General features: G+C 64.2%; 18 protein-coding genes. 8 read left to right on the forward strand and 10 right to left on the reverse strand.

Annotated features, from left to right (window positions below; all coding sequences use genetic code 11):
* Positions 1 to 14: 14 nt before the first annotated feature.
* Positions 15 to 533, reverse strand: a complete 519-nt coding sequence (locus tag ITJ64_RS05210; RefSeq protein WP_194679672.1) for a hypothetical protein — start codon at positions 531 to 533, stop codon at positions 15 to 17.
* A gap of 170 nt (positions 534 to 703) precedes the next feature.
* Between ITJ64_RS05210 and ITJ64_RS05215 the strand changes: the two genes are divergently transcribed.
* The gene (locus ITJ64_RS05215) at positions 704 to 1873 is read left to right on the forward strand and encodes a hypothetical protein (RefSeq protein ID WP_194679673.1); all 1170 of its coding nucleotides are present in this window, start codon (positions 704 to 706) and stop codon (positions 1871 to 1873) included.
* A 655-nt stretch (positions 1874 to 2528) separates the two neighbouring features.
* On the opposite strand, the gene ITJ64_RS05220 is transcribed toward ITJ64_RS05215, so the two are convergent.
* From ITJ64_RS05220 to ITJ64_RS05245, 6 genes are all read right to left on the reverse strand, one after another.
* Entirely contained in the window at positions 2529 to 4103 is a 1575-nt protein-coding gene (locus ITJ64_RS05220; protein WP_194680746.1) for an arylsulfatase, read from the reverse strand.
* Positions 4104 to 4192: 89 nt separating this feature from the next.
* On the reverse strand, positions 4193 to 4807 hold the full coding sequence (locus ITJ64_RS05225; protein WP_194679674.1) for a TetR/AcrR family transcriptional regulator: 615 nt from the start codon (positions 4805 to 4807) through the stop codon (positions 4193 to 4195).
* A gap of 80 nt (positions 4808 to 4887) precedes the next feature.
* A complete protein-coding gene (locus ITJ64_RS05230; protein WP_194679675.1) occupies positions 4888 to 6528 on the reverse strand; it encodes an ABC transporter ATP-binding protein in 1641 nt (546 codons plus the stop codon).
* Complete coding sequence (locus ITJ64_RS05235) at positions 6525 to 7394, reverse strand: ABC transporter permease (protein ID WP_194679676.1); 870 nt, start codon at positions 7392 to 7394, stop codon at positions 6525 to 6527. The genes ITJ64_RS05230 and ITJ64_RS05235 overlap by 4 nt, the downstream gene beginning before the upstream one ends.
* Positions 7395 to 7396: 2 nt before the next feature.
* Positions 7397 to 8344: an ABC transporter permease gene (locus tag ITJ64_RS05240; RefSeq protein WP_194679677.1), complete on the reverse strand. Its 948-nt coding sequence runs from the start codon at positions 8342 to 8344 to the stop codon at positions 7397 to 7399.
* A 3-nt stretch (positions 8345 to 8347) separates the two neighbouring features.
* Complete coding sequence (locus ITJ64_RS05245; protein WP_194679678.1) at positions 8348 to 9919, reverse strand: ABC transporter substrate-binding protein; 1572 nt, start codon at positions 9917 to 9919, stop codon at positions 8348 to 8350.
* 145 nt (positions 9920 to 10064) lie between these two features.
* Between ITJ64_RS05245 and ITJ64_RS05250 the strand changes: the two genes are divergently transcribed.
* The 5 genes from ITJ64_RS05250 to ITJ64_RS05270 all read left to right on the forward strand — a co-directional run bounded on the left by ITJ64_RS05250 (position 10065) and on the right by ITJ64_RS05270 (position 13574).
* Positions 10065 to 11024, forward strand: coding sequence for a formylglycine-generating enzyme family protein (locus ITJ64_RS05250; protein ID WP_194679679.1), 960 nt, complete (start codon positions 10065 to 10067; stop codon positions 11022 to 11024).
* A complete protein-coding gene (locus tag ITJ64_RS05255; RefSeq protein ID WP_194679680.1) occupies positions 11021 to 11383 on the forward strand; it encodes a YidH family protein in 363 nt (120 codons plus the stop codon). The genes ITJ64_RS05250 and ITJ64_RS05255 overlap by 4 nt, the downstream gene beginning before the upstream one ends.
* Positions 11380 to 11706: a DUF202 domain-containing protein gene (locus ITJ64_RS05260; RefSeq protein WP_194679681.1), complete on the forward strand. Its 327-nt coding sequence runs from the start codon at positions 11380 to 11382 to the stop codon at positions 11704 to 11706. The genes ITJ64_RS05255 and ITJ64_RS05260 overlap by 4 nt, the downstream gene beginning before the upstream one ends.
* A 424-nt stretch (positions 11707 to 12130) precedes the next feature.
* Complete coding sequence (locus ITJ64_RS05265) at positions 12131 to 12283, forward strand: helix-turn-helix domain-containing protein (RefSeq protein ID WP_194679682.1); 153 nt, start codon at positions 12131 to 12133, stop codon at positions 12281 to 12283.
* A gap of 241 nt (positions 12284 to 12524) precedes the next feature.
* Positions 12525 to 13574: a TerC family protein gene (locus ITJ64_RS05270; RefSeq protein ID WP_194679683.1), complete on the forward strand. Its 1050-nt coding sequence runs from the start codon at positions 12525 to 12527 to the stop codon at positions 13572 to 13574.
* 51 nt (positions 13575 to 13625) lie between these two features.
* Here the strand turns inward: ITJ64_RS05270 and ITJ64_RS05275 are convergent, their stop codons facing one another.
* From ITJ64_RS05275 to ITJ64_RS05285, 3 genes are all read right to left on the reverse strand, one after another.
* Entirely contained in the window at positions 13626 to 13991 is a 366-nt protein-coding gene (locus ITJ64_RS05275; RefSeq protein WP_228507687.1) for a cupin domain-containing protein, read from the reverse strand.
* 396 nt (positions 13992 to 14387) lie between these two features.
* Positions 14388 to 14924, reverse strand: coding sequence for a DUF2231 domain-containing protein (locus ITJ64_RS05280; protein ID WP_194679684.1), 537 nt, complete (start codon positions 14922 to 14924; stop codon positions 14388 to 14390).
* A 70-nt stretch (positions 14925 to 14994) separates the two neighbouring features.
* Positions 14995 to 15729 carry a VIT family protein gene (locus ITJ64_RS05285; protein ID WP_194679685.1) on the reverse strand — a complete coding sequence of 245 codons (735 nt, stop codon included), beginning with the start codon at positions 15727 to 15729 and terminating at the stop codon, positions 14995 to 14997.
* A 135-nt stretch (positions 15730 to 15864) separates the two neighbouring features.
* Here ITJ64_RS05285 and ITJ64_RS05290 point away from each other — a divergent pair, with 135 nt between their 5' ends.
* Entirely contained in the window at positions 15865 to 17289 is a 1425-nt protein-coding gene (locus ITJ64_RS05290; RefSeq protein WP_228507689.1) for a ferric reductase-like transmembrane domain-containing protein, read from the forward strand.
* Positions 17286 to 17822 carry an FMN-binding protein gene (locus ITJ64_RS05295; RefSeq protein ID WP_194679686.1) on the forward strand — a complete coding sequence of 179 codons (537 nt, stop codon included), beginning with the start codon at positions 17286 to 17288 and terminating at the stop codon, positions 17820 to 17822. Before ITJ64_RS05290 ends, ITJ64_RS05295 begins: the two co-directional genes overlap by 4 nt.
* Position 17823 lies beyond the last annotated feature (1 nt).

The raw sequence follows: 17823 nt of genomic DNA on the forward strand, positions 1-17823 counted from the left end.
ACCTCTGGGCGAGCTCAGCCGGCGGCGGCCACGGCGGCCGAGGCCGCGAATGTGCGAAGCATCGCGACCTGGTGGGCGATACTCGGCGGCTCGGCGGCCATCTGCCATGTGGACACGAGCGCCACCATCCCGCCGATGGCAAAGATCCGCGCATCTCCGGTCAGTGCAATCGTGGATCGGGTGGGATCGCGGTCCGACTCCGTCAGCCAGGTAGTGACCGCCGCCGCGAGTACCTCGGCGACTCGTTCGCCGCGAGGGATCGCACGGAGCCTGTCGAAGAACTCGCGATCAGTTCGACCGGCCGCCAGAAGCGGCTCGATCCCGCTCTCCCGGACAGCGTCGGCGAGGGCAAGCCCAAGGTTCGCAGCACTCTGATCCAGGACCTGCCGATCACCGAGCAGCCGACTGATCCAGACGTCCGTCGCGAGGTCACCGACGTTGCTGTAGTGGTTGTGCAGTGCCTGCCGGCTCAAACCGGCCCGCTGCGCGACCGCGCTCATGGAGATCACCTCGCCTTTGGGCGACTCGGTCACGAGAGCGGTCAACGCTCGAATAAGGGCAGCGCGAGTCCTGGTGACTCGCGGGTCCACTCGAGGTGGGCCCGTTAGGGCCGTCTCCAATTGCTCTGACATGGGTCCATCTTGTCAGACTCGGACCAATGATGTACATTTGTCATTTAGTTGACGACTGTAAGGAAGAAGATATGACGCACGCCATCGAATCGGCACCGCATCGGGGAGATGCTCCGCCGCACCCGGAATTCGAAGCTGCGGTGGCAGGAGGCCCACTGACGTCCGAGGGCCCGGGATCCATGCACCGCTACAGGAACGTGATCCTCGGCGGTGTCGCCATCCTGCTCCTGGCGATGGCTATGCTGACCAGCTATTCGAGCGCGTTCGGCAATCCGACACCGAACAACGTGCACCTGGCTGTGACAGGCGATGCGGGCACGATCGTCGCTCTGGAACAGCAGGATTCCCTCGACATCACGGTAGTGGCCTCGGAGGCGGAGGCCCAGGCCGCTGTCTTGGCTCGAGACGCGGACGGCGCTGTCGTTCTCCCTTCCCCCGGGGCCGGCGCCGCTGTCACCACGTATGTCGCCAGCGGCGGGGGGCGAGGTCTCAGCCAGGCGGTCTCCGGAATCGGAGACTCCATCGCCGGAGAGCTGAACGCCACAAACGAGACCACTGATCTTGCGCCGTTGGCGCAGAACGACCCGGTCGGTTCCATCGAGTTCTACGCGATCCTCTTCGCAGGCTTGGGGGCGGCGCTCGGCGCAACGATCTTCGGGCGCATCCTCGGCACCGTCGACACCTCGGCGAAGTTCGTCGAGCGCAGCGTGGTCCTCGTCGCCTACTCAGGTATTCTCGCCGGGTCGATCACCGTCTGGATCGACTCGGGCCTGAATGCGGTGACCGTCGATCCCGGAGCCGTGTTCGCGGTTCTCTGGTTGACCGCCGTCGCCATCGGCGGCGCGGTCACCGGCGTGGCCGCTCTGGGGGGAACCATCGCGGCACTGATCATGACCCTGGCACTGGTGGTCCTCGGCAACACATCCTCGGGAGGCCCGCTCGGCATTCACCTCCTCAACGACTTCTTTCAGACCCTCTACTACGTCTTCCCCCAGGGAGACGCGCTCGACCTCCTCCGGTCCGTCCAGTACTTCGACGGCGCGGCGGTCACAGGTCCGATCATCCGGCTGGGCGTCTGGGCGACCTCAGGGATCCTGCTGACCCTCACAGCCATGCTCATCCGAAGCCGACGAGAAGCCAAGGCTCGACAGAAGAATGCCGCCCGCCCAGCAACCGACTTCCGTGCGACTGCCACAGCACCGGCCGCCCAGCCTGACGCCACCGCAATCACAAGCGGCTGAACACCCCGATGCAAGAGCAACGAACGAGATGGGGCAGATCGCAATACTCCGTGACGGCAGAGCGGCCGAGGGTTCACCACCCCAGCCAACCCTGCAGAAAGCGGGACCATCAGCTGCCCCTGAGTCCTTCCCGGACATCAGGGAAACCGCTGTGTGAACAACCTGCTCACTGAGCAGGGCACTCGATGGGACCATTCCGTGCCGAAAACAGAATACCGGATCCGCAGTTTCGAACGGCGCTTATGAGAGCGGGCCGCGGCCGCCTCGACGCGGTCATGGTCTTCAACGTGCGCGACGAGATCCGCCAGCCGCCCCTCTCGGACCCAAGACACGCGTAGCCATACAGCTGGCTTCACAACCTGCCACAGAGCGCGATGAGCCATCTCGAAAACAAGAGTTTTACTAGAGACCAGCCGCGGCGCGTTTCGCCGCTGAAGAAGTCCGTACTCCCCGGGAGCGCGGCGGCAAGACGCAAGCGTTGATCGCCGCCGTCCAACTAGTCGCGTCCGATTGATCGACTGAAGCTGGCACTGATCCCGTGACAGCCAACAGCCCAAACGCGGCGACCGCTGGGCGGAGCTGGCGGTGGGGTCTCGTCGTCAGGACCTAGATGTTGACTCATCGGAATTACGATCAACTCCTATCGACCGTTGTCCTAACCCGCGGCTTGGCCTTCGGGGATTCCTCGTTGGCGATAGTCGGCGAGCACGGCGTCCCAGGGGATCACGCCGTTGCTGCGTGCCCAGTCGTGCCAGAGTGCCGTCAGTTCTTGGACAAGCTCGGGCTCTGCCGCGGAGCGATCAACGGTCTCTCCCCTATCTGCCGAGATGTCGTATAGCTCCCAGGGGGAATCGTTTTCTCGCACGAGCTTCCAGGTGCCCCGTCGCACGGCCGCGTTGCCGATGTGTTCCCAGAAGAGTGGTCGCTCATCGAGGTCGCTCTCGGCCGAGGGGTTCCGCCATTGCTCGAGGAGGCTCACTCCCGGGCCGTCGCTTGCGCCGCCGATTGCGTCCATGACGGTCGGGACGATGTCGACGAGGTGGCCCGGGTGGGTACTGATCTCGCCCCCATTCACCCCGCCCGCCGGCCAGGAGGCGATGAACGATGAGGAAATCCCGCCTTCATGCACCCACCTTTTGTACAGCCGGAAGGGCGTGTTCGACACGTTCGCCCAGGCTCGTCCGTAGCTTGCATAGCTCTCTTCAGGGCCGGGCGTGATCGAGGGGTTGTTGCCGACTGCGACGGTCACGCCGTCGCGGGTCTCCGGGGGGCAGATCTCAGGATTGAACTTCTTTCCGGCCGACGTCGGGGGCAGCGGCTCGGCGCACGCACCGTTGTCGGAACTGAAGAGGATGAGGGTGTCATCCAGCTGGCCGAGTCGCTCGAGCGTATGGATGACTCCACCGATACCGCGATCCATCACCTCGACCTGTGCGGCGTATGTGGCCATCCGTTCGATTTCCCACTCATGCTCGGGGGCGTCCTCCCAGGCAGGCACTTCCGGGTCGCGGGGCGAGAGTTCTGCCGCACTGTGCAGGGAGAGTTCCTGCTGGCGCTCGAAGCGTTCCTGCCGCAGTCTGTCCCAGCCTGCGGCGAATCGCTGGCGGTACTTGGCGATGTCCTTTTCGCGGGCGTGGAGCGGCCAATGGGGTGCCGTGTGAGCCAGGTAGAGGAAGAACGGGGTGCCTTGAGTATGGGCGCGCTCGATGAAATCGGATGCGTAGGCCGAGATGTCGTCCGTGAAGTAATAGTCACCCTGGAATACCTCGGAAGGTACGCTCTCTTCACCACTCATCAGGCGTGGCTGATAGTAGCTGCCGCAGCCAGGGAGGATCCCGTAGAACTCGTTGAACCCGCGCCGTGTCGGCCAGGTCTCGTTCGGAGTTGCGGTGTCGGACGAGAGGTGCCATTTGCCCGAGAGACACGTGGCGTATCCCTCGGCGCCGAGACGTTCAGCCAGGGTTGGCGCTGACGCGCTGAGCGACCCGACGTACCCGCGTGGGCGGTCGTCCCCGGTGAGGATGCCAATTCCGACGGAGTGCGGATGGCGGCCGGTGAGCAGGGCTGCGCGGGAGGGGCTGCAGCGCGGCGTGACGTAGAAGGAACTCATCCTCGTCCCTCGGCCAGCCAGTCGGTCGAGGTTCGGCGTGTCGATTTCCCCGCCGAAGACGCCGAGATCCGAGTACCCCAGGTCATCCGCGAGGATTACGAGAACATTAGGTCGTTTCATGAAGTCAGATTCCAATCTGGCATTGTCCTACCGATCGCTTGGTCGGTTAGAGCGTGCATAGGGAGCCGCATCACGCCGGTGTCCGGCGGTTAGCTCTTGAGGAAGGGGCGGAGAATGTCCACGAACTGGGTCATCAGGGCATGCCTACTCAACGTGGCCGGTTCCAGAATCCATTGAATGCGCAGACCATCAGCCATCCCGATGAGCCAGCGCGCAATTGTTTCCGCGGTGACTCCATCCGGGAGTTTCTCGGGATCGAGTAAGGGGTCGAGGGTAGTTGTGGCCTTGCGGATCGTGTCACGGTAGCGATTCAGAGTCCACGAGTGGCCGGGGTGCGATGTGGAGAGGCTTTCTGCCGAAATCACCGCGAACAACTGCACGAGCGGGGCGTTCTTCTCGTTGCGAGCGAGCGTGGACAGGAATGCCTGAAAGTAGTCGTAGCCACTGTCCAAGAGTCGCTGCTCTTCTGTGTTGTTGCGTTGCTCCCGTTCTTGGAGCACCGCGAGCAAGAGCGAGGCCTTGGAACGAAAATGATGCAGCAGGCCGGGCTGAGTGAGTCCGGCGTGGTCGGCGACCTCGGCAAGACTAACGCCATTGAAACCTCGGGCCGAGAACAATTCCATCGCGGAGTTCAGGATCTGCCGACGCCGGGCGTCACCGTGCGGGCGGGTTGTCTTCGGTCGTCGCGCAGGAATGTCGGTCATCCTCTGATTCTGCCCTGCCGGCGGCTCGTCGACCGGATGCGCTCGCTGCCGCGCCAGGACGCTGGCGCGAAGCGTGGGAGTCATCGCGTGAACCGTTCATTTAGGCCCGGCGTCGAGCTGAGAAGCTTGCGGGTGTACTCATCGCGGGGGTTGTCGAAGACTTGAGCCGTCGTGCCTTGTTCTACGAGCTGGCCGCGATACATCACCGCCACCCGGTGGCTGATGTTCCGCACCACGGCGAGGTCGTGGGAGATGAACAAGTATCCGACTCCGAGTTCGTCCTGAAGATCCTTCAGTAGCTCGAGGATCTGCGCCTGAATGGACACGTCCAGAGCCGACACGGGCTCATCGAGAATCAGCACCTTCGGACGCGCGGCCAGTGCTCGCGCGATACCGATTCGCTGGCGCTGCCCGCCCGAGAATGCGTAGGGATAACGGTCCAGCTGATCGGCGTTGAGTCCCACCCGCTCCATCAGGTCTTCGCACCTCGCCCTGATTTCGGACGCAGGGACGCCGACGACAACTAGAGCTTCTTCGAGGGATTGCCCCGCAGTACGTCGGGGATTGAGTGAGGAGTAGGGGTCCTGGAACACGTATTGGATGTTGTTGCTGATGAAACGCCTGTCTCTCGGTCCTCTCCCGGTCACGTCGCGGCCGTCGATGGTGATGCTGCCTGACGCGGCTTTGTTTATGCCGACGATAGTGCGCGAGAGGGTGCTCTTTCCGCACCCCGACTCGCCAACCAAGCCGAGGGTCTCGCCCTCGGAGACCTGCAACGACACGCCATTGACCGCGAAGATGGGTTCGGGACGGCGGAAGAGGCCCCGACGGTTCGTGTTGACGTCGGTGCGGAGCTCATTCACTTCGAGTACTGGTTTGGGCGTCGCCGGCGGTGTCGGCCTCAACGGTGCGTCGATTCGTGGAACGGCGTCCATCAGCGAGATCGTGTAGGGATCACGGGGCGCGCGGAGTACTTGTTCGACCGGGCCCTTTTCAACTATGCGGCCGTGGTACATCACCACGACATCGTCGCAGAGCTCGGCGACGACCCCCATGTCGTGGGTGATGAACAGAATAGCGACGCCGAGATCGTCTCTGAGTGTGCGGATGAGATCGAGGATCTGTGCCTGGATGGTCACATCGAGGGCGGTAGTCGGCTCGTCGGCGATCAGGAGCGAGGGGCTGTTGGCCAGCGCGATCGCGATCACGACGCGTTGCTTCATTCCGCCGGAGAACTCGTGTGGGTAACGTTCCGCCGCCGTGGTGGGATTTGGGATTCCAACCTGGTCGAGAAGTTCGAGGCTGCGGCTTTTCGCGGTCGCCTTGTCGCTGCCGTGAATGAGCAGGGACTCTTCGATCTGCGCACCGATCCTCATCACCGGGTTGAGCGCGGCCTGAGGGTCTTGGAAGATCATCGCCAAGTCCTTCCCGCGTCGCCGGCGCAGCTGCTTGGCGTTGAGACGTCGGAGGTCATTCCCGGAGAGAGCAATCTCTCCGCTCTCGATCACGCCCGGGGAGCGGACCATCCCCATGACCGCCCTCGAGGTGACCGACTTGCCCGACCCGGATTCCCCGACGATGCCGAGGATCTGCCCGCGCTTGAGTTCGAATGACACTCCATCGACAGCTCGTATGGTTCCCGCCGGGGTATCGAACGTCACGACGAGGTCGTGCACATCGAGAAGGACTTCGCGGTTTTCCTGTGGGATCTTTGCGCTCATTTGCGGTTGACCGTCTCATTGAGGGCGTCGGCGAGGAGGCTGAACGCGAGGGCGAGAAGAAGGAGAAGTACTGTTGGGCCCAGGATGTAGGTGGGTGCCTGGTTGATGAACCGGGTTCCCACGTTCAGGAGTGCTCCAAGTGATGGTTGGGGCGGCTGGATACCGAGTCCCACGATGCTGAGGGCGGCCTCGATGAAGATGGCCTGCACGACGAACACGGCCCCCTGCACGAGGATCGGGTCGATGGCGTTGGGCAGGATGTGCCTGCCCAGCACTGTGAGGCGGCTCACACCGAGGGTCTCGGCCGCAGTCACGTATTCGCGTTGCATCTGGGACATCAACGCGGCACGTGCCAGCCGGCCGAAGGCCGGCAGACCACTGATGGTGATCGCGATCACCAGCGACACCCATCCGGGTCCGACGACGAGGACGATACAGATGCCGAGGACGAGCCCCGGGAAGCCCAGGATGATGTCGAGTACTCTCTGCACGATCGTCCCTGCCACTCGCGAGAGCGCACCGATGAGCCCGAGGATCGTGCCGAGAATCATGCTGACGGGCACGGCGACGACGATGATGCTGAAGTCGGTTCGGAGACCGTAGAGGGAGCGCACGAAGATGTCGCGGCCGAGTTCATCGGTTCCGAACAGGTGGGTGAATGAGGGCGCTAACAGCGACTCGGACGACTGTACGTCATATCCGTCGGGGAACAGAAGTGGTGCAGACACCGAGAGGAGTGCCAGTACCAGAATTACGATGATGCCGACGAGACCCCGTGGGCTCTTCAGCGCGGCGCCGTATCGGCGGAGTGAGGGCGATACGCCGCTGCGGCGAGGTCTGCGAGAAGGAGGTGCGGTGGTTGTCATGGTCAGGCCTCCAGTCGAATCCGCGGGTCCAGAGCGGCCAAAGCGATTTCGGTGATGATCTGGATGAGTACCGCGAGGATCACGGCGCCCAGGATGAGGATCTGGATGATGAAGTAGTCGCGATCTTGTACCGCTTGGACGGCAAGCTGGCCCAGACCGTTCCTGGCGAAGATCGCTTCGATCACGATCGCCCCGCCGAGGAGTTCGCCGATCCGGAGACCGATCGCCACCACCGCAGTGCCCAGGCTGTTGCGCAGCACGTGCCGGTAGGTGATCCGTCGTGGCGACGCGCCCTTTGCGAATGCGAGATCCACGAAGTCTTCTCCGCGCACGTTCTGCATCGACGTCTGGACAAGCCGGGCGACGACTGCTGCCTGAGGCAGTGCGAGCGCGAATGCCGGGAGCAGGAGGTATTGGATGCCGATTTCGGGGTTCTCGAGCAGACCGACCTCTCCCGAGACCGGGAGAAGCCGCCAGGTCACTCCGAACACGAGGATCAGGAGCAGACCGGTCAGGAACGGCGGCGTGGCCAGCAGCAGCGTATTGAGAACGTCGAGGACACCCCGGCTCACCTTGGCACGCGGCGAGCCCGACAGGATTCCAAGGGTCAGGCCGACCACGATCATGATGACTGTCGCGAGAGCGGCTAGTTCCAGTGTGCTCTCGAGACGGTCGAGGACGAGCTCGGCGACGGGGCGCTGGAAGATGTATGAGTTCCCGAAGTCTCCGCGGAAGATTCCCGTTATCCAGTTGATGTACTGCGCGATGAGCGGGTCGTCGAGACCGCTCTGTTCTCGGATGGCTGCGACCTGCTCGGGGGTTGCATCCGCGCCGGCTAGCGCCGCGGCGGGATCACCGGGCGCAAGCCGAGGCAGAAGAAAGGCGATTATCGAACTGACGACGATCACCAATGCAACCGAGGGCAGCTTCCTGAGGAGGAAGCGAGTCATGGGCTACTCCGAAATGTAGGCGTCGTTGAGAAGGAGGTTGCCGCGCTTGGACACGCCGATACCCTGAACGTCTGTGGACGAGACGACCTTGTACGGCGCCTGCACGATCGGAACGACCCAGGCTTGCTCCAGGATGTACTCCGTCAGGGCACCTAGCGCTTTCTCGTTCTCTTCATCGCTCGCCGCCGAGGTGAGGTTGTTTCGGAGGTCCTGGTACTCGGGCGAATCGAAGTGAGAGGGGTTGTTCGCGCGCAACGACGGCAAAGAACTGATGAGCGTGCTCGGGCCGAGGCCGACCTGGCTGTGCAGGAGCAGGAACGCCGGGCCCAGGTTGGCCTGGTTCTGAAGCGAGTTGAACGTGGTCTCGTCAACGGACACTGCCGTCGGCGCCAGACCAATCGCGGTGAGGTTGTTGGCGATGATCTCGTACTCGCTCTGGATGGCCGGGAGGGCGACGACGGTGATGGGCACCTCGGCACCTGTTGCTCCTGCCTCTTCGACCAGCTGCTTGGCTTTCTCCGGATCGTATGCATAGTGATTCACCTGGTCGTCGGTCACGCCCGGCGCGTCCGCGCCCCAGAAAAGGTCGGTGACTGTCCCGCCCCCGGCGAAGACCTGGTCGTTGATGCGGTCCCGATCGATCGCATAGGCGATCGCTTGACGCACCTTCGGATTGTCGAATGGCGCCTTGGTGACGTCCATGCCGAATGGGTAGATCGTGCCGCCGGCGTCGATGGTGGTGTACTGGGGCTGCGATTCGAAGCCCTTCGCGTCGGTGAGACCCAGGTTGTACGCGATGTTGGCACCGTTGCTGCGCAGAGCGGAAAGCTGCGCGGTGCTGTCCGCGAGCTTGTCGATCTCGATCGTGTCAGCGTACTGACCGCCGGCGGCGGCATTCCAGTAGCCGTCGAAGCGTTCGAGTGTGATCGATGTGCCCGGCCGATAGGTGCCCCATTTGTATGGTCCCGTTCCAACGACCTGTGACCCGTCCGCCAGTCCCGCATAGGTTTCCTGATCGACGATGTATGTCTGCTCGAGGAAGTCGAAGATCGTCGCCTCACTAAGGCGCTGGGAGAAGGTGACGGTCAGACTGGTCGGGCTGGCGACGTCGATCGAGGAGAACTGCTTCGCGATGAAGCCGACCTGCGAGCCGCTGTCCGCCTCGGTGGTCTTCATGAACGAGAACTTCACATCGTCGGCGGTCATCGGCCGTCCGGTGTGGAAAGTCACGTCGTCCTGCAGTGTGAACGTAACCGACATACCGTCGTCGGCGAAAGTCCAGTCCTTTGCGAGCACCGGCTCCGGGGTACCTGACTCAGGGTCAATATAGGTCAGGGGCTGGAAGACGTTTCCGATCCACGGGTAGTTCCCCGTCCGGCCCCCCAGGATAACGTTGGGCTGGAAATCGCCTGGCTGGGCGACCACGATCTGGCCCCCGCGCACGGGGGTAGAGATTGGTCCAGCGCCGCCTGATACTGCAGATGTGCAGCCGGCCAGCGCGATCGCCGTAAGCGCCGCTACGCCGGCTACAAGAATGCCGGCAGCTCGGCGGTCCGATCGTGGGTACAGCTTCATTGATGTTTCTCCTCATCATTGAGTGACGACGTGCTGGCGGATGATCTTGCCTTGTCACGACAGTACACGACCAACCGAGTACTCGGTAGTTTAGGATGAGTATTGAAAACGAAACCGGGGGCGATTGCCCCCTCGAAAGATTGTCATGGCCATCCACTCCACTCGGCGCACATCCCCCAACTCCTGCTGCGCACCCCAACGACCGGCCCTCGTCGCCGCGGCAGCCGGCGATTTCTTGACGCACGGAGAACATCGCATCGAGCAGGCTCCGATACCTCGGCAGAGCTTCATCATGGGCGACTCCTCGGCAGACGGAAACCCAAGCGATGGGGAGACACCACTTCACACCGTGACGGTGGAAGAGTTCAGCATCGACACCACAACGGTCACGAACACCGAATTTGAGCGATTTGCGCGCGCCACGGGGTACATCACCGAAGCAGAAGAGGAGGGTTCGTCCGCAGTGTTTCATTTGGCCATCGACCGCGATTCTTCGCAGATAGAGATCCTGGGCACCTACCCCGGGACCCCCTGGTGGCTCGGTGTAGCAGGGGCCGATTGGCGCCATCCCTCTGGCCCGAACAGCTCTCTCGACGGGCTCGCCGACCACCCAGTCGTCCATGTGACCTGGAACGACGCGTCGGCATATTGCAGGTGGGCAGGTAGACGGCTTCCGACAGAGGCGGAGTGGGAAGCCGCCAGTCGTGGCGGTCTCGACGGCGCCCGATACCCCTGGGGCGATAGCTGGGACAGCGACAATCTCAGAGCCAACATCTGGCAAGGCGAGTTCCCGACAATCAACACCCTCGGCGACGGGTACCTCTTGACTGCACCGGTTCGCACATACTCACCCAACGCCTACGGGCTTTGGCAGACGGTCGGCAACGTCTGGGAATGGTGCTCCGATTGGTATGACGCCGAGTTCTACAGCAAATCTCCGGGTTTGTCCCCGGTGGGCCCCCCATCGGGCACTCAACGCGTCCTTCGAGGAGGATCGTTCCTCTGCCACGACTCCTACTGCAACCGCTATCGAAACTCGGCCCGCTCAAGCAACACCCCCAACTCGTCCATGTCCAACTCCGGTTTTCGGACGGTCGCCCGATGAGCGCGAAGAGGTTTCCGTCATCCGTCTATCGTCATGGAACTGAACCAGACGTCCGTTTCTCTCTCGCGAATGAGCGAACTTTCCTGGCGTGGACGCGCACTGCTCTCGCTCTCATAGGTGGCGGTGTCGCGCTGGAAGCGTTACCGCTTCCCTTGGAGCCCACACTCCGGTTGGTCTCTGCGTTCATTCTCGTCGGCGCCGGGATCCTGGTCCCTGCGCAAGCCTGGTTCGGCTGGTCCCGCGCTGAACGTGCAATAAGACGGGGAGATCCCCTGCCGCACCCGTTCTTTGCGGCGCCTCTCGCCATTGCGATCGCGCTCGTCGGCATACTGTTGCTCGCAGCGATTATCGTGCGATGACAGCTCAACTCTTCGACCCCGGCCTTCAACCGGAACGAACGATCCTGGCATGGCGCCGCACCATTCTCTCGTTCGCAATCGCATCAGTCGTCGTCGCTCGGTTCGCGTACGATCCCATGTGGCTCACCACCGCCGGATTTGGGATAGCGATCAGTGCAACCGGATGGATCTGCATTGAACGCAGACAGCGAACATCAATCCGGAGCTTGCTCGCAGGCAATATTGCACGTCCCGCTGGAGTCGCAATCACCATCGCCGCAATCGCGACGCTGTGCCTCGGCATTGCAGGTGGAATTTGGCTCATTCTGGGAACCGGGAACTGAGAATCACTTTCGTCCACCCAATCAAAGTGTCGGTCAAGCACTTGGAGGCTTGCGATGTGCGCGGGGATGGAGCTAACCTCCTCCGGGTGAACTGCCCTGTAGGCGCGCCCTCAATGTAAATTCACCAAGACGAACCGCCCACCGTTGAACCCGGAGGAAAAGCGCACCGCCAACCACCAGCGGCCCGCGAAGATTGTCGATGAGGTTGAACCTGTTGCCAAGTGGAATGTCACGGTAAGGCGACCGGGTACTGAGCTATCTCGAAAACCTAAAGATTAACGAGACAGCGCCTATAAGCGTCGCCACTCCCCTGGCCTGCAAGCTCAAAGCCGCGCGTTAGAAATCGTAAGTGCGGTGCATTATCGAACATTGCATCCGGCCACTCGGTCTGACGACGGATAAGAACTCGGTATGTCAACACAGGATGATTGCGGCGGTCGCGCAGAACGCGGACGCGACGGTCCAGAACATCTCCGAGGTGGTCGGCATCTCGACCCGCTCGGCCGTGAAGATCCTGAACGACCTCGAGCGTTCGAGCTATCTCGAGCGGGAGCACGGCGCTCAGCGCAACCATTGAGTCCTGCACCCGGAGCGCCCACTCGGGCATCCTTCGAACTCCACCCACACCGTCGGCGAGTTCATCGCGGCGATCGCCGATCTTGCGCCGCGACCCGCACTTGACATGAAGCACACTTCATGTTCGGATCGGTTCCGAAGGGGAGTAATCCCACTTCCGTGTCGTCAGTACGGCCCCGAGCGGGGCCCGGTGCGGTAGGGCCACCAGGCCGATGAGACCTTCACGATGAGTGGAGGTTGTCGTGGATGTACCGCTGTGGGCCTGGTTCGCCGTCCTGGGAGTGGTCCTCCTGATGCTGGCGGTCGATCTGATCGCTCACCGGAGCGCCCATGTCATCAGGGTGAGAGAGGCCGCCGCCTGGTCGGCGGTCTGGGTCGCGCTGGGCGTCGGGTTCGGGATGCTCGTCTGGAGCATCTGGGGAGCGGAGTTCGGTCAGCAGTACTTCGCGGGCTACCTGATCGAGAAGTCGCTCGCCGTCGACAACGTCTTCGTCTGGGCCATCATCTTCGCCGCGTTCGCCGTTCCGCGCGAGTACCAGCACCGCGTACTGTTCTTCGGCGTGCTCGGTGCGCTGATCTTCCGGGGCGCATTCATCGCCGCCGGCTCTGCCCTGATCGAGAACTTCTCCTGGGTGCTCTACGTCTTCGCCGCATTCCTGATCTACACCGGATGGCGCATGTTCCGCAGCCGGAACGAGCACATCCACCCCGAGAACTCCCGAATCCTCAAGGCATTCCGACGCTTCGTGCCGATGACAGACGCCTACCACGGGCAGCGCTTCCTCGTCCGGTCGCGGGGCGTTCTCCTCGCGACACCGCTGCTCGCGGTGCTCGTACTCGTCGAGCTCACCGACATCGTCTTCGCCGTCGACTCCATCCCCGCGATATTCGCCGTCACATCGGAGCCGTTCCTCGTCTTCACCGCGAACGCCTTCGCCATCCTCGGACTTCGGGCGATGTACTTCCTGCTCGCCGATCTGATCCACCGCTTCATCTACCTCAAGGTCGGCCTGTCGGCCGTGCTCATCTGGGTCGGTGTCAAGATGTTTCTCCTGGACGTGCTCTACATCCCGACCACCGTCAGCCTCGCCGTCGTCGTCGTCATCATCACCGTGTCGATCGTCGCTAGCCTCCGCGCCACCCGAGGTCAGGGCCGACGTCCCGCCGAATCGGCACCCGCAGGCTCGTTCCGCCTCGCCACCGACGAGGAGATCGCCGCTCTCGAGCCGGTGTTCCGCAAGCCGTTCCGGAACACCGCCCGTCCAGGTTCCGCTCCGAGGTCGGGAGAATAGCGGATGCTCAGCGAACGCCACCTCGGGCTGTCGTATCGAGCTCGGCCCGCGTCATGCCGCACTCGATCGGTGATTAGTCTCGGGGCCCAGGGATGTCGGGGACTCGTCTCCTGCGCCTCCACGCTTGAGTTCCACCAGGATGACGTGGGTGGGGGTCAGGCCCGTGTTCTCGCCCCAGTGGCTTTGCGCTGGAAGCCAGACAGCGGTGCCTGCAGTCATCTGCGTGTCGACCGCTGCGCGATCCGACCGGAGCCTCCGGCTGAAGTCCGTGAGCGTCACCATCACGGTGTTGGGATGACGGTGAGGAACGGTCTGGGTTCCGGGCACGTCCACGTAATCGAGCACCCTGACGAACTCGTTCTCCCACAGGATCGTGTAGTTGTCCGGATTGGTCACGGTCGGATCGTCGTCGATCATGCTGGAACCGTACGCTATCGATCGCCTTCGAGCCACCCGTACTCGAGGGCCCAGACGACCTCAGCCTCCGTCAGCGCTGATCCAGCCTGCTCGGCGTATTGAACTTCCTCTTGTCGCACTGCAGTGCGGGGAAGCTGCTCGGGCTGATCTAGCGGATGAGCCGGAATTCCATCATCATCATCATCATCGGACACGACGCACCACCTTCGCTCCGTACTGCTCGGGTATTCATGGCGACGAGCGGTCGGTTTGGTGAAGGAGCCTCAGCCGGCCCGCTCACGGTCACCAGATATCTGGTATGTTACGCCGGTCTGTGATCCGCGTCGCGTGAATCCTCGGAGAATACGGCCCGACGCAGCAAGAAGCACGGATGGGCGGCCTCGGAGTAGGGGTACTTCACTCCGATTCGTCGTCACCGGATGACGGCGTGCTCATGTCCTCGGTCCAGACCGCGGTGGCGCCGCTGTGGCCGATGAGGACGGCTTGCACGGTGGTGCCGCCCGCAACCACGAGTGCGAGGACGATCAGCACGATCGGCACCCACCGCGGGCGAGGACGGGCAGCGTCCGAAGGGCCAGCCTCGTCGGAGCCTGCGAACCGTGCGCGCTTCTCCCGGATGCTCCACCACAGCAGCGCGCCTGCGACCAGGACGAGACCGATCATCCACGGGAGGAGCCCGTCGGCCAGGGCGGCGTGGGTCTCGATGAGGTCGTTCTCACCGACGCGCTCCTCGAGTCGCTCGCCCGACTGCGTGGAGATCGGCACGAGCACGAGTGCCACCAGCGAGACAGCGAGGGGCAGGTAGCCCGCCCACCGCCGACAGCGAGGCCAGACGGCTGTGAGAACGATCAGGAGGGCGGCCAACGGAACGATCACCTCGGTCGCGTGCACGATGAACGGATGCAAGGGAAGACCGAAGAAGGTGTCGAACATGCTCCCAGGCTGGGCGTGGATTCTTCCAGGATTCTTTGAAGCGGCCATGAGCCGCCGGGGCCCTGTGAGGTCAGACGACGCCTGATGCTCCGAGGAGCACGCCGATGCCGTAGGTCCCAACCAGCGCCAGGGCTCCGCCGATGACGACCCGCAGTGTGGCTCGCCGCCGGGAGCTGCCCCCGATCGTCGCCGACAGGGTTCCGGTGATGGTCAGGGCCACCAGGACTGCGACGAAGGTGACGGGGATCCGCCAGTCGGCCGGGGGCAGAAGGATGGCGAGCATCGGCAGGATGGCGCCGATCGTGAATGCGGCCGCCGATGCCGCGGCCGCATGCCAGGGGCTCACGACGTCGTCCTGGTCGATGTTGAGTTCGATCGAGAGGTGCGCCGCCAGGGCGTCGTGCTCGGTGAGTTCGACGGCCACCTGCCGGGCGGTCGTCTCGCTCAGCCCCTTCGCCCGGTAGAGGGCGGTGAGCTCGTCGAGCTCTTCGGCGGGCATGTCGCGCAGTTCGGCGCGCTCCTTCGCGATGAGGGCTTTCTCGCTGTCGCTCTGGCTGCTGACCGAGACGTACTCCCCCAGCGCCATCGAGACCGCGCCGCCGACGAGGCCGGCCACGCCCGCGGTGAGGATGGGACCGGTCGCACTCGTGGCACCGGCGACGCCGACGACGATCGCGGCGACCGAGACGATGCCGTCGTTGGCACCGAGCACGCCGGCGCGCAGCCAGTTGAGGCGCTGCGCGATGCCGCCGCGATGGGGTTCGCTCGCGTGCAGCCCGGGTTCGGTGGTGCCGTCGGTCGACATGCGCTCACTCAAGCACCGATGCCCCCGCGGTTCAACATCGGTGAGGCTAAGCAACCCGGGGCCGGCTAAGAAACCTGGAAGAATTCGGGGCGATCGTTGGGAGGAAAGAAGACACCCACCCGAATCGAGAACACGATGACCCTCAGAACGGCTCCCGTCGGCCCCGTGCGCCCCCGTCGTGCGGTCGACCCGGTCGACCGCACGCGGCGCATCCGCGGTCGGCGACGGATGCGCGCGGCCGATGCAATGGTCGCCCTCGTCTGGGCGTCGGCCGCCGCCGCCGTGACCCTATGGCTCGCCTACGGCGGCTTGAACGCTGTCAGCGACCTCGGTTCGGCACTGACCGCCGCGGGCATCGTGACCGGTCTGGTCGGCACCGACCTCATCCTGGTGATGCTCGTGCTCGCCGCCCGCATCCCGGCGATCGACCGGGTGGTCGGGCAGGACACGGCGATGGCGTTCCACCGGCAGCTCGGCAAGCCCGCGCTGTACCTGATCCTCGCGCATGGCGCCCTGCTGACCGTCGGCTACGCATTGGCGGACGGGTCGAACATCATCACCGAGACGATCAGCCTGTTCCAGGGCCCAGACATGGCGCTCGCCTACCTCGGCCTCGGGCTGCTCGTCACCGTCGTGGTCACCTCGGTCGTCGCGGTGCGGCGGCACTTCTCGTACGAGGCCTGGCACCTCATCCACCTTCTCAGCTACGTGGCCGTGGTCGTGGCGCTACCGCATCAGCTGAGCGCCGGTGGCGTGCTGGGCGACGGCACGGTGCAGCGGGTCTACTGGATCGCGCTGTACGTGCTCGCGTTCGGCTCGATCGCCGTGTTCCGCTTCGCGGTGCCCGCGCTGCGGAGCGCCCGCCATGGCATCCGGGTTGCCGGCGTCGAACAGGTCGCCCCCGGTGTGGTCTCGATCCACCTCACCGGGCGGGAGCTTGACCGCCTGCAGACCGCGGGTGGGCAGTATGCGATCTGGCGGTTCTGGACCGGCGCGACCTGGTGGCACGCGCATCCGATCTCCTTCTCCGCGGTGCCCACCACGTCGTGGGCGCGTCTCACCGTTCGCGACCTCGGCAGTGGCAGCGCGGCGATCTCCCGGGTGCGGCCCGGCACCCGGGTGTCGATCGAGGGGCCCTACGGCGTGTTCACCGAGGCGCACCGGGTGGCCCCGAAGCTGGCCGTGGTCGCGGCGGGTATCGGCATCACGCCGATCCGTTCGATGCTCGAGCACTCGGCTCTGCGCCCCGGTGAGGCCACGGTGCTGCTGCGCGGGAGTGACCCCTCGCAGAGCTACCTGTGGAACGAGGTCGGCACCCTCCGCAGCATGCAGGGCAACGCGGTCTCCTCGATGATCGGCCCGCGACCTCAGGGCCTCGCCACCTGGATGTCGGCCGAGGCACTCAGCCGCGGGGTCACGATCGGCACGGTCTTCCCCGAACTGCTGACCTCCGATCTGTACGTGTGCGGGCCGCAGTCCTGGGCCGACCTGGTGATCCGTGACGCCCGGGCGGCGGGGCTGCCTGACGAGCAGATCCACGTCGAGAGGTTCCACTGGTGAGGGCGCGCGCACTCGCCCTCAGCATCCTGTCGTCGGTGGCCGTGCTGACCGTGGGATGGCAGCTCGGCACGCAGGGCCAGACCTCGACGGCTCCGGATGCGGCGGCCCCCACGGCTGCCGGCTCCGCGACGACGGCTCCCACCACGCCCGCGACTCCGAGCGGCGGGACCACGCCCACCGCGGCGGCCACCCCCATCCCCACCGCCACCAACGGCGGCGCGAGCCCCTCAGCCCCGGCGTCGGACGGCGCCTCGGACACGTTCACCGGCACTTCCGTGCAGACCCGCTTCGGCCCGGTGCAGGTGCAGGTGCAGATCACCGTCGCGAACGGCAGCATCACCGACGTCACCGCGCTGCAGCTCACCGACAAGGATCAGCGCTCGGTGTCGATCAGCAACCGGGCCGCCCCAGTACTCCGCCAGGAGGTGCTGACCGCGCAGTCGGCGAACGTCCAGGGCATCTCGGGCGCCACCTACACCAGCGACGCCTACCTCCGCTCGCTCCAGTCGGCCCTCGACCAGGCCGGACTCTGAC

This window comes from Herbiconiux sp. VKM Ac-1786, assembly GCF_015350805.1.
Lineage (GTDB): Bacteria > Actinomycetota > Actinomycetes > Actinomycetales > Microbacteriaceae > Herbiconiux.

Coding starts and splice junctions, on each gene's coding strand:
- ITJ64_RS05265 (WP_194679682.1), top strand. CDS start 12,131: ATGATTGCGGCGGTCGCGCAGAACGCGGACGCGACGGTCCAGAACATC.
- ITJ64_RS05255 (WP_194679680.1), top strand. CDS start 11,021: ATGAGCGCGAAGAGGTTTCCGTCATCCGTCTATCGTCATGGAACTGAA.
- ITJ64_RS05290 (WP_228507689.1), top strand. CDS start 15,865: ATGACCCTCAGAACGGCTCCCGTCGGCCCCGTGCGCCCCCGTCGTGCG.
- ITJ64_RS05230 (WP_194679675.1), bottom strand. CDS start 6,528: ATGAGCGCAAAGATCCCACAGGAAAACCGCGAAGTCCTTCTCGATGTG.
- ITJ64_RS05275 (WP_228507687.1), bottom strand. CDS start 13,991: ATGATCGACGACGATCCGACCGTGACCAATCCGGACAACTACACGATC.
- ITJ64_RS05215 (WP_194679673.1), top strand. CDS start 704: ATGACGCACGCCATCGAATCGGCACCGCATCGGGGAGATGCTCCGCCG.
- ITJ64_RS05285 (WP_194679685.1), bottom strand. CDS start 15,729: ATGTCGACCGACGGCACCACCGAACCCGGGCTGCACGCGAGCGAACCC.
- ITJ64_RS05220 (WP_194680746.1), bottom strand. CDS start 4,103: ATGAAACGACCTAATGTTCTCGTAATCCTCGCGGATGACCTGGGGTAC.
- ITJ64_RS05260 (WP_194679681.1), top strand. CDS start 11,380: ATGACAGCTCAACTCTTCGACCCCGGCCTTCAACCGGAACGAACGATC.
- ITJ64_RS05280 (WP_194679684.1), bottom strand. CDS start 14,924: ATGTTCGACACCTTCTTCGGTCTTCCCTTGCATCCGTTCATCGTGCAC.
- ITJ64_RS05245 (WP_194679678.1), bottom strand. CDS start 9,919: ATGAAGCTGTACCCACGATCGGACCGCCGAGCTGCCGGCATTCTTGTA.
- ITJ64_RS05235 (WP_194679676.1), bottom strand. CDS start 7,394: ATGACAACCACCGCACCTCCTTCTCGCAGACCTCGCCGCAGCGGCGTA.
- ITJ64_RS05250 (WP_194679679.1), top strand. CDS start 10,065: ATGGCCATCCACTCCACTCGGCGCACATCCCCCAACTCCTGCTGCGCA.
- ITJ64_RS05225 (WP_194679674.1), bottom strand. CDS start 4,807: ATGACCGACATTCCTGCGCGACGACCGAAGACAACCCGCCCGCACGGT.
- ITJ64_RS05240 (WP_194679677.1), bottom strand. CDS start 8,344: ATGACTCGCTTCCTCCTCAGGAAGCTGCCCTCGGTTGCATTGGTGATC.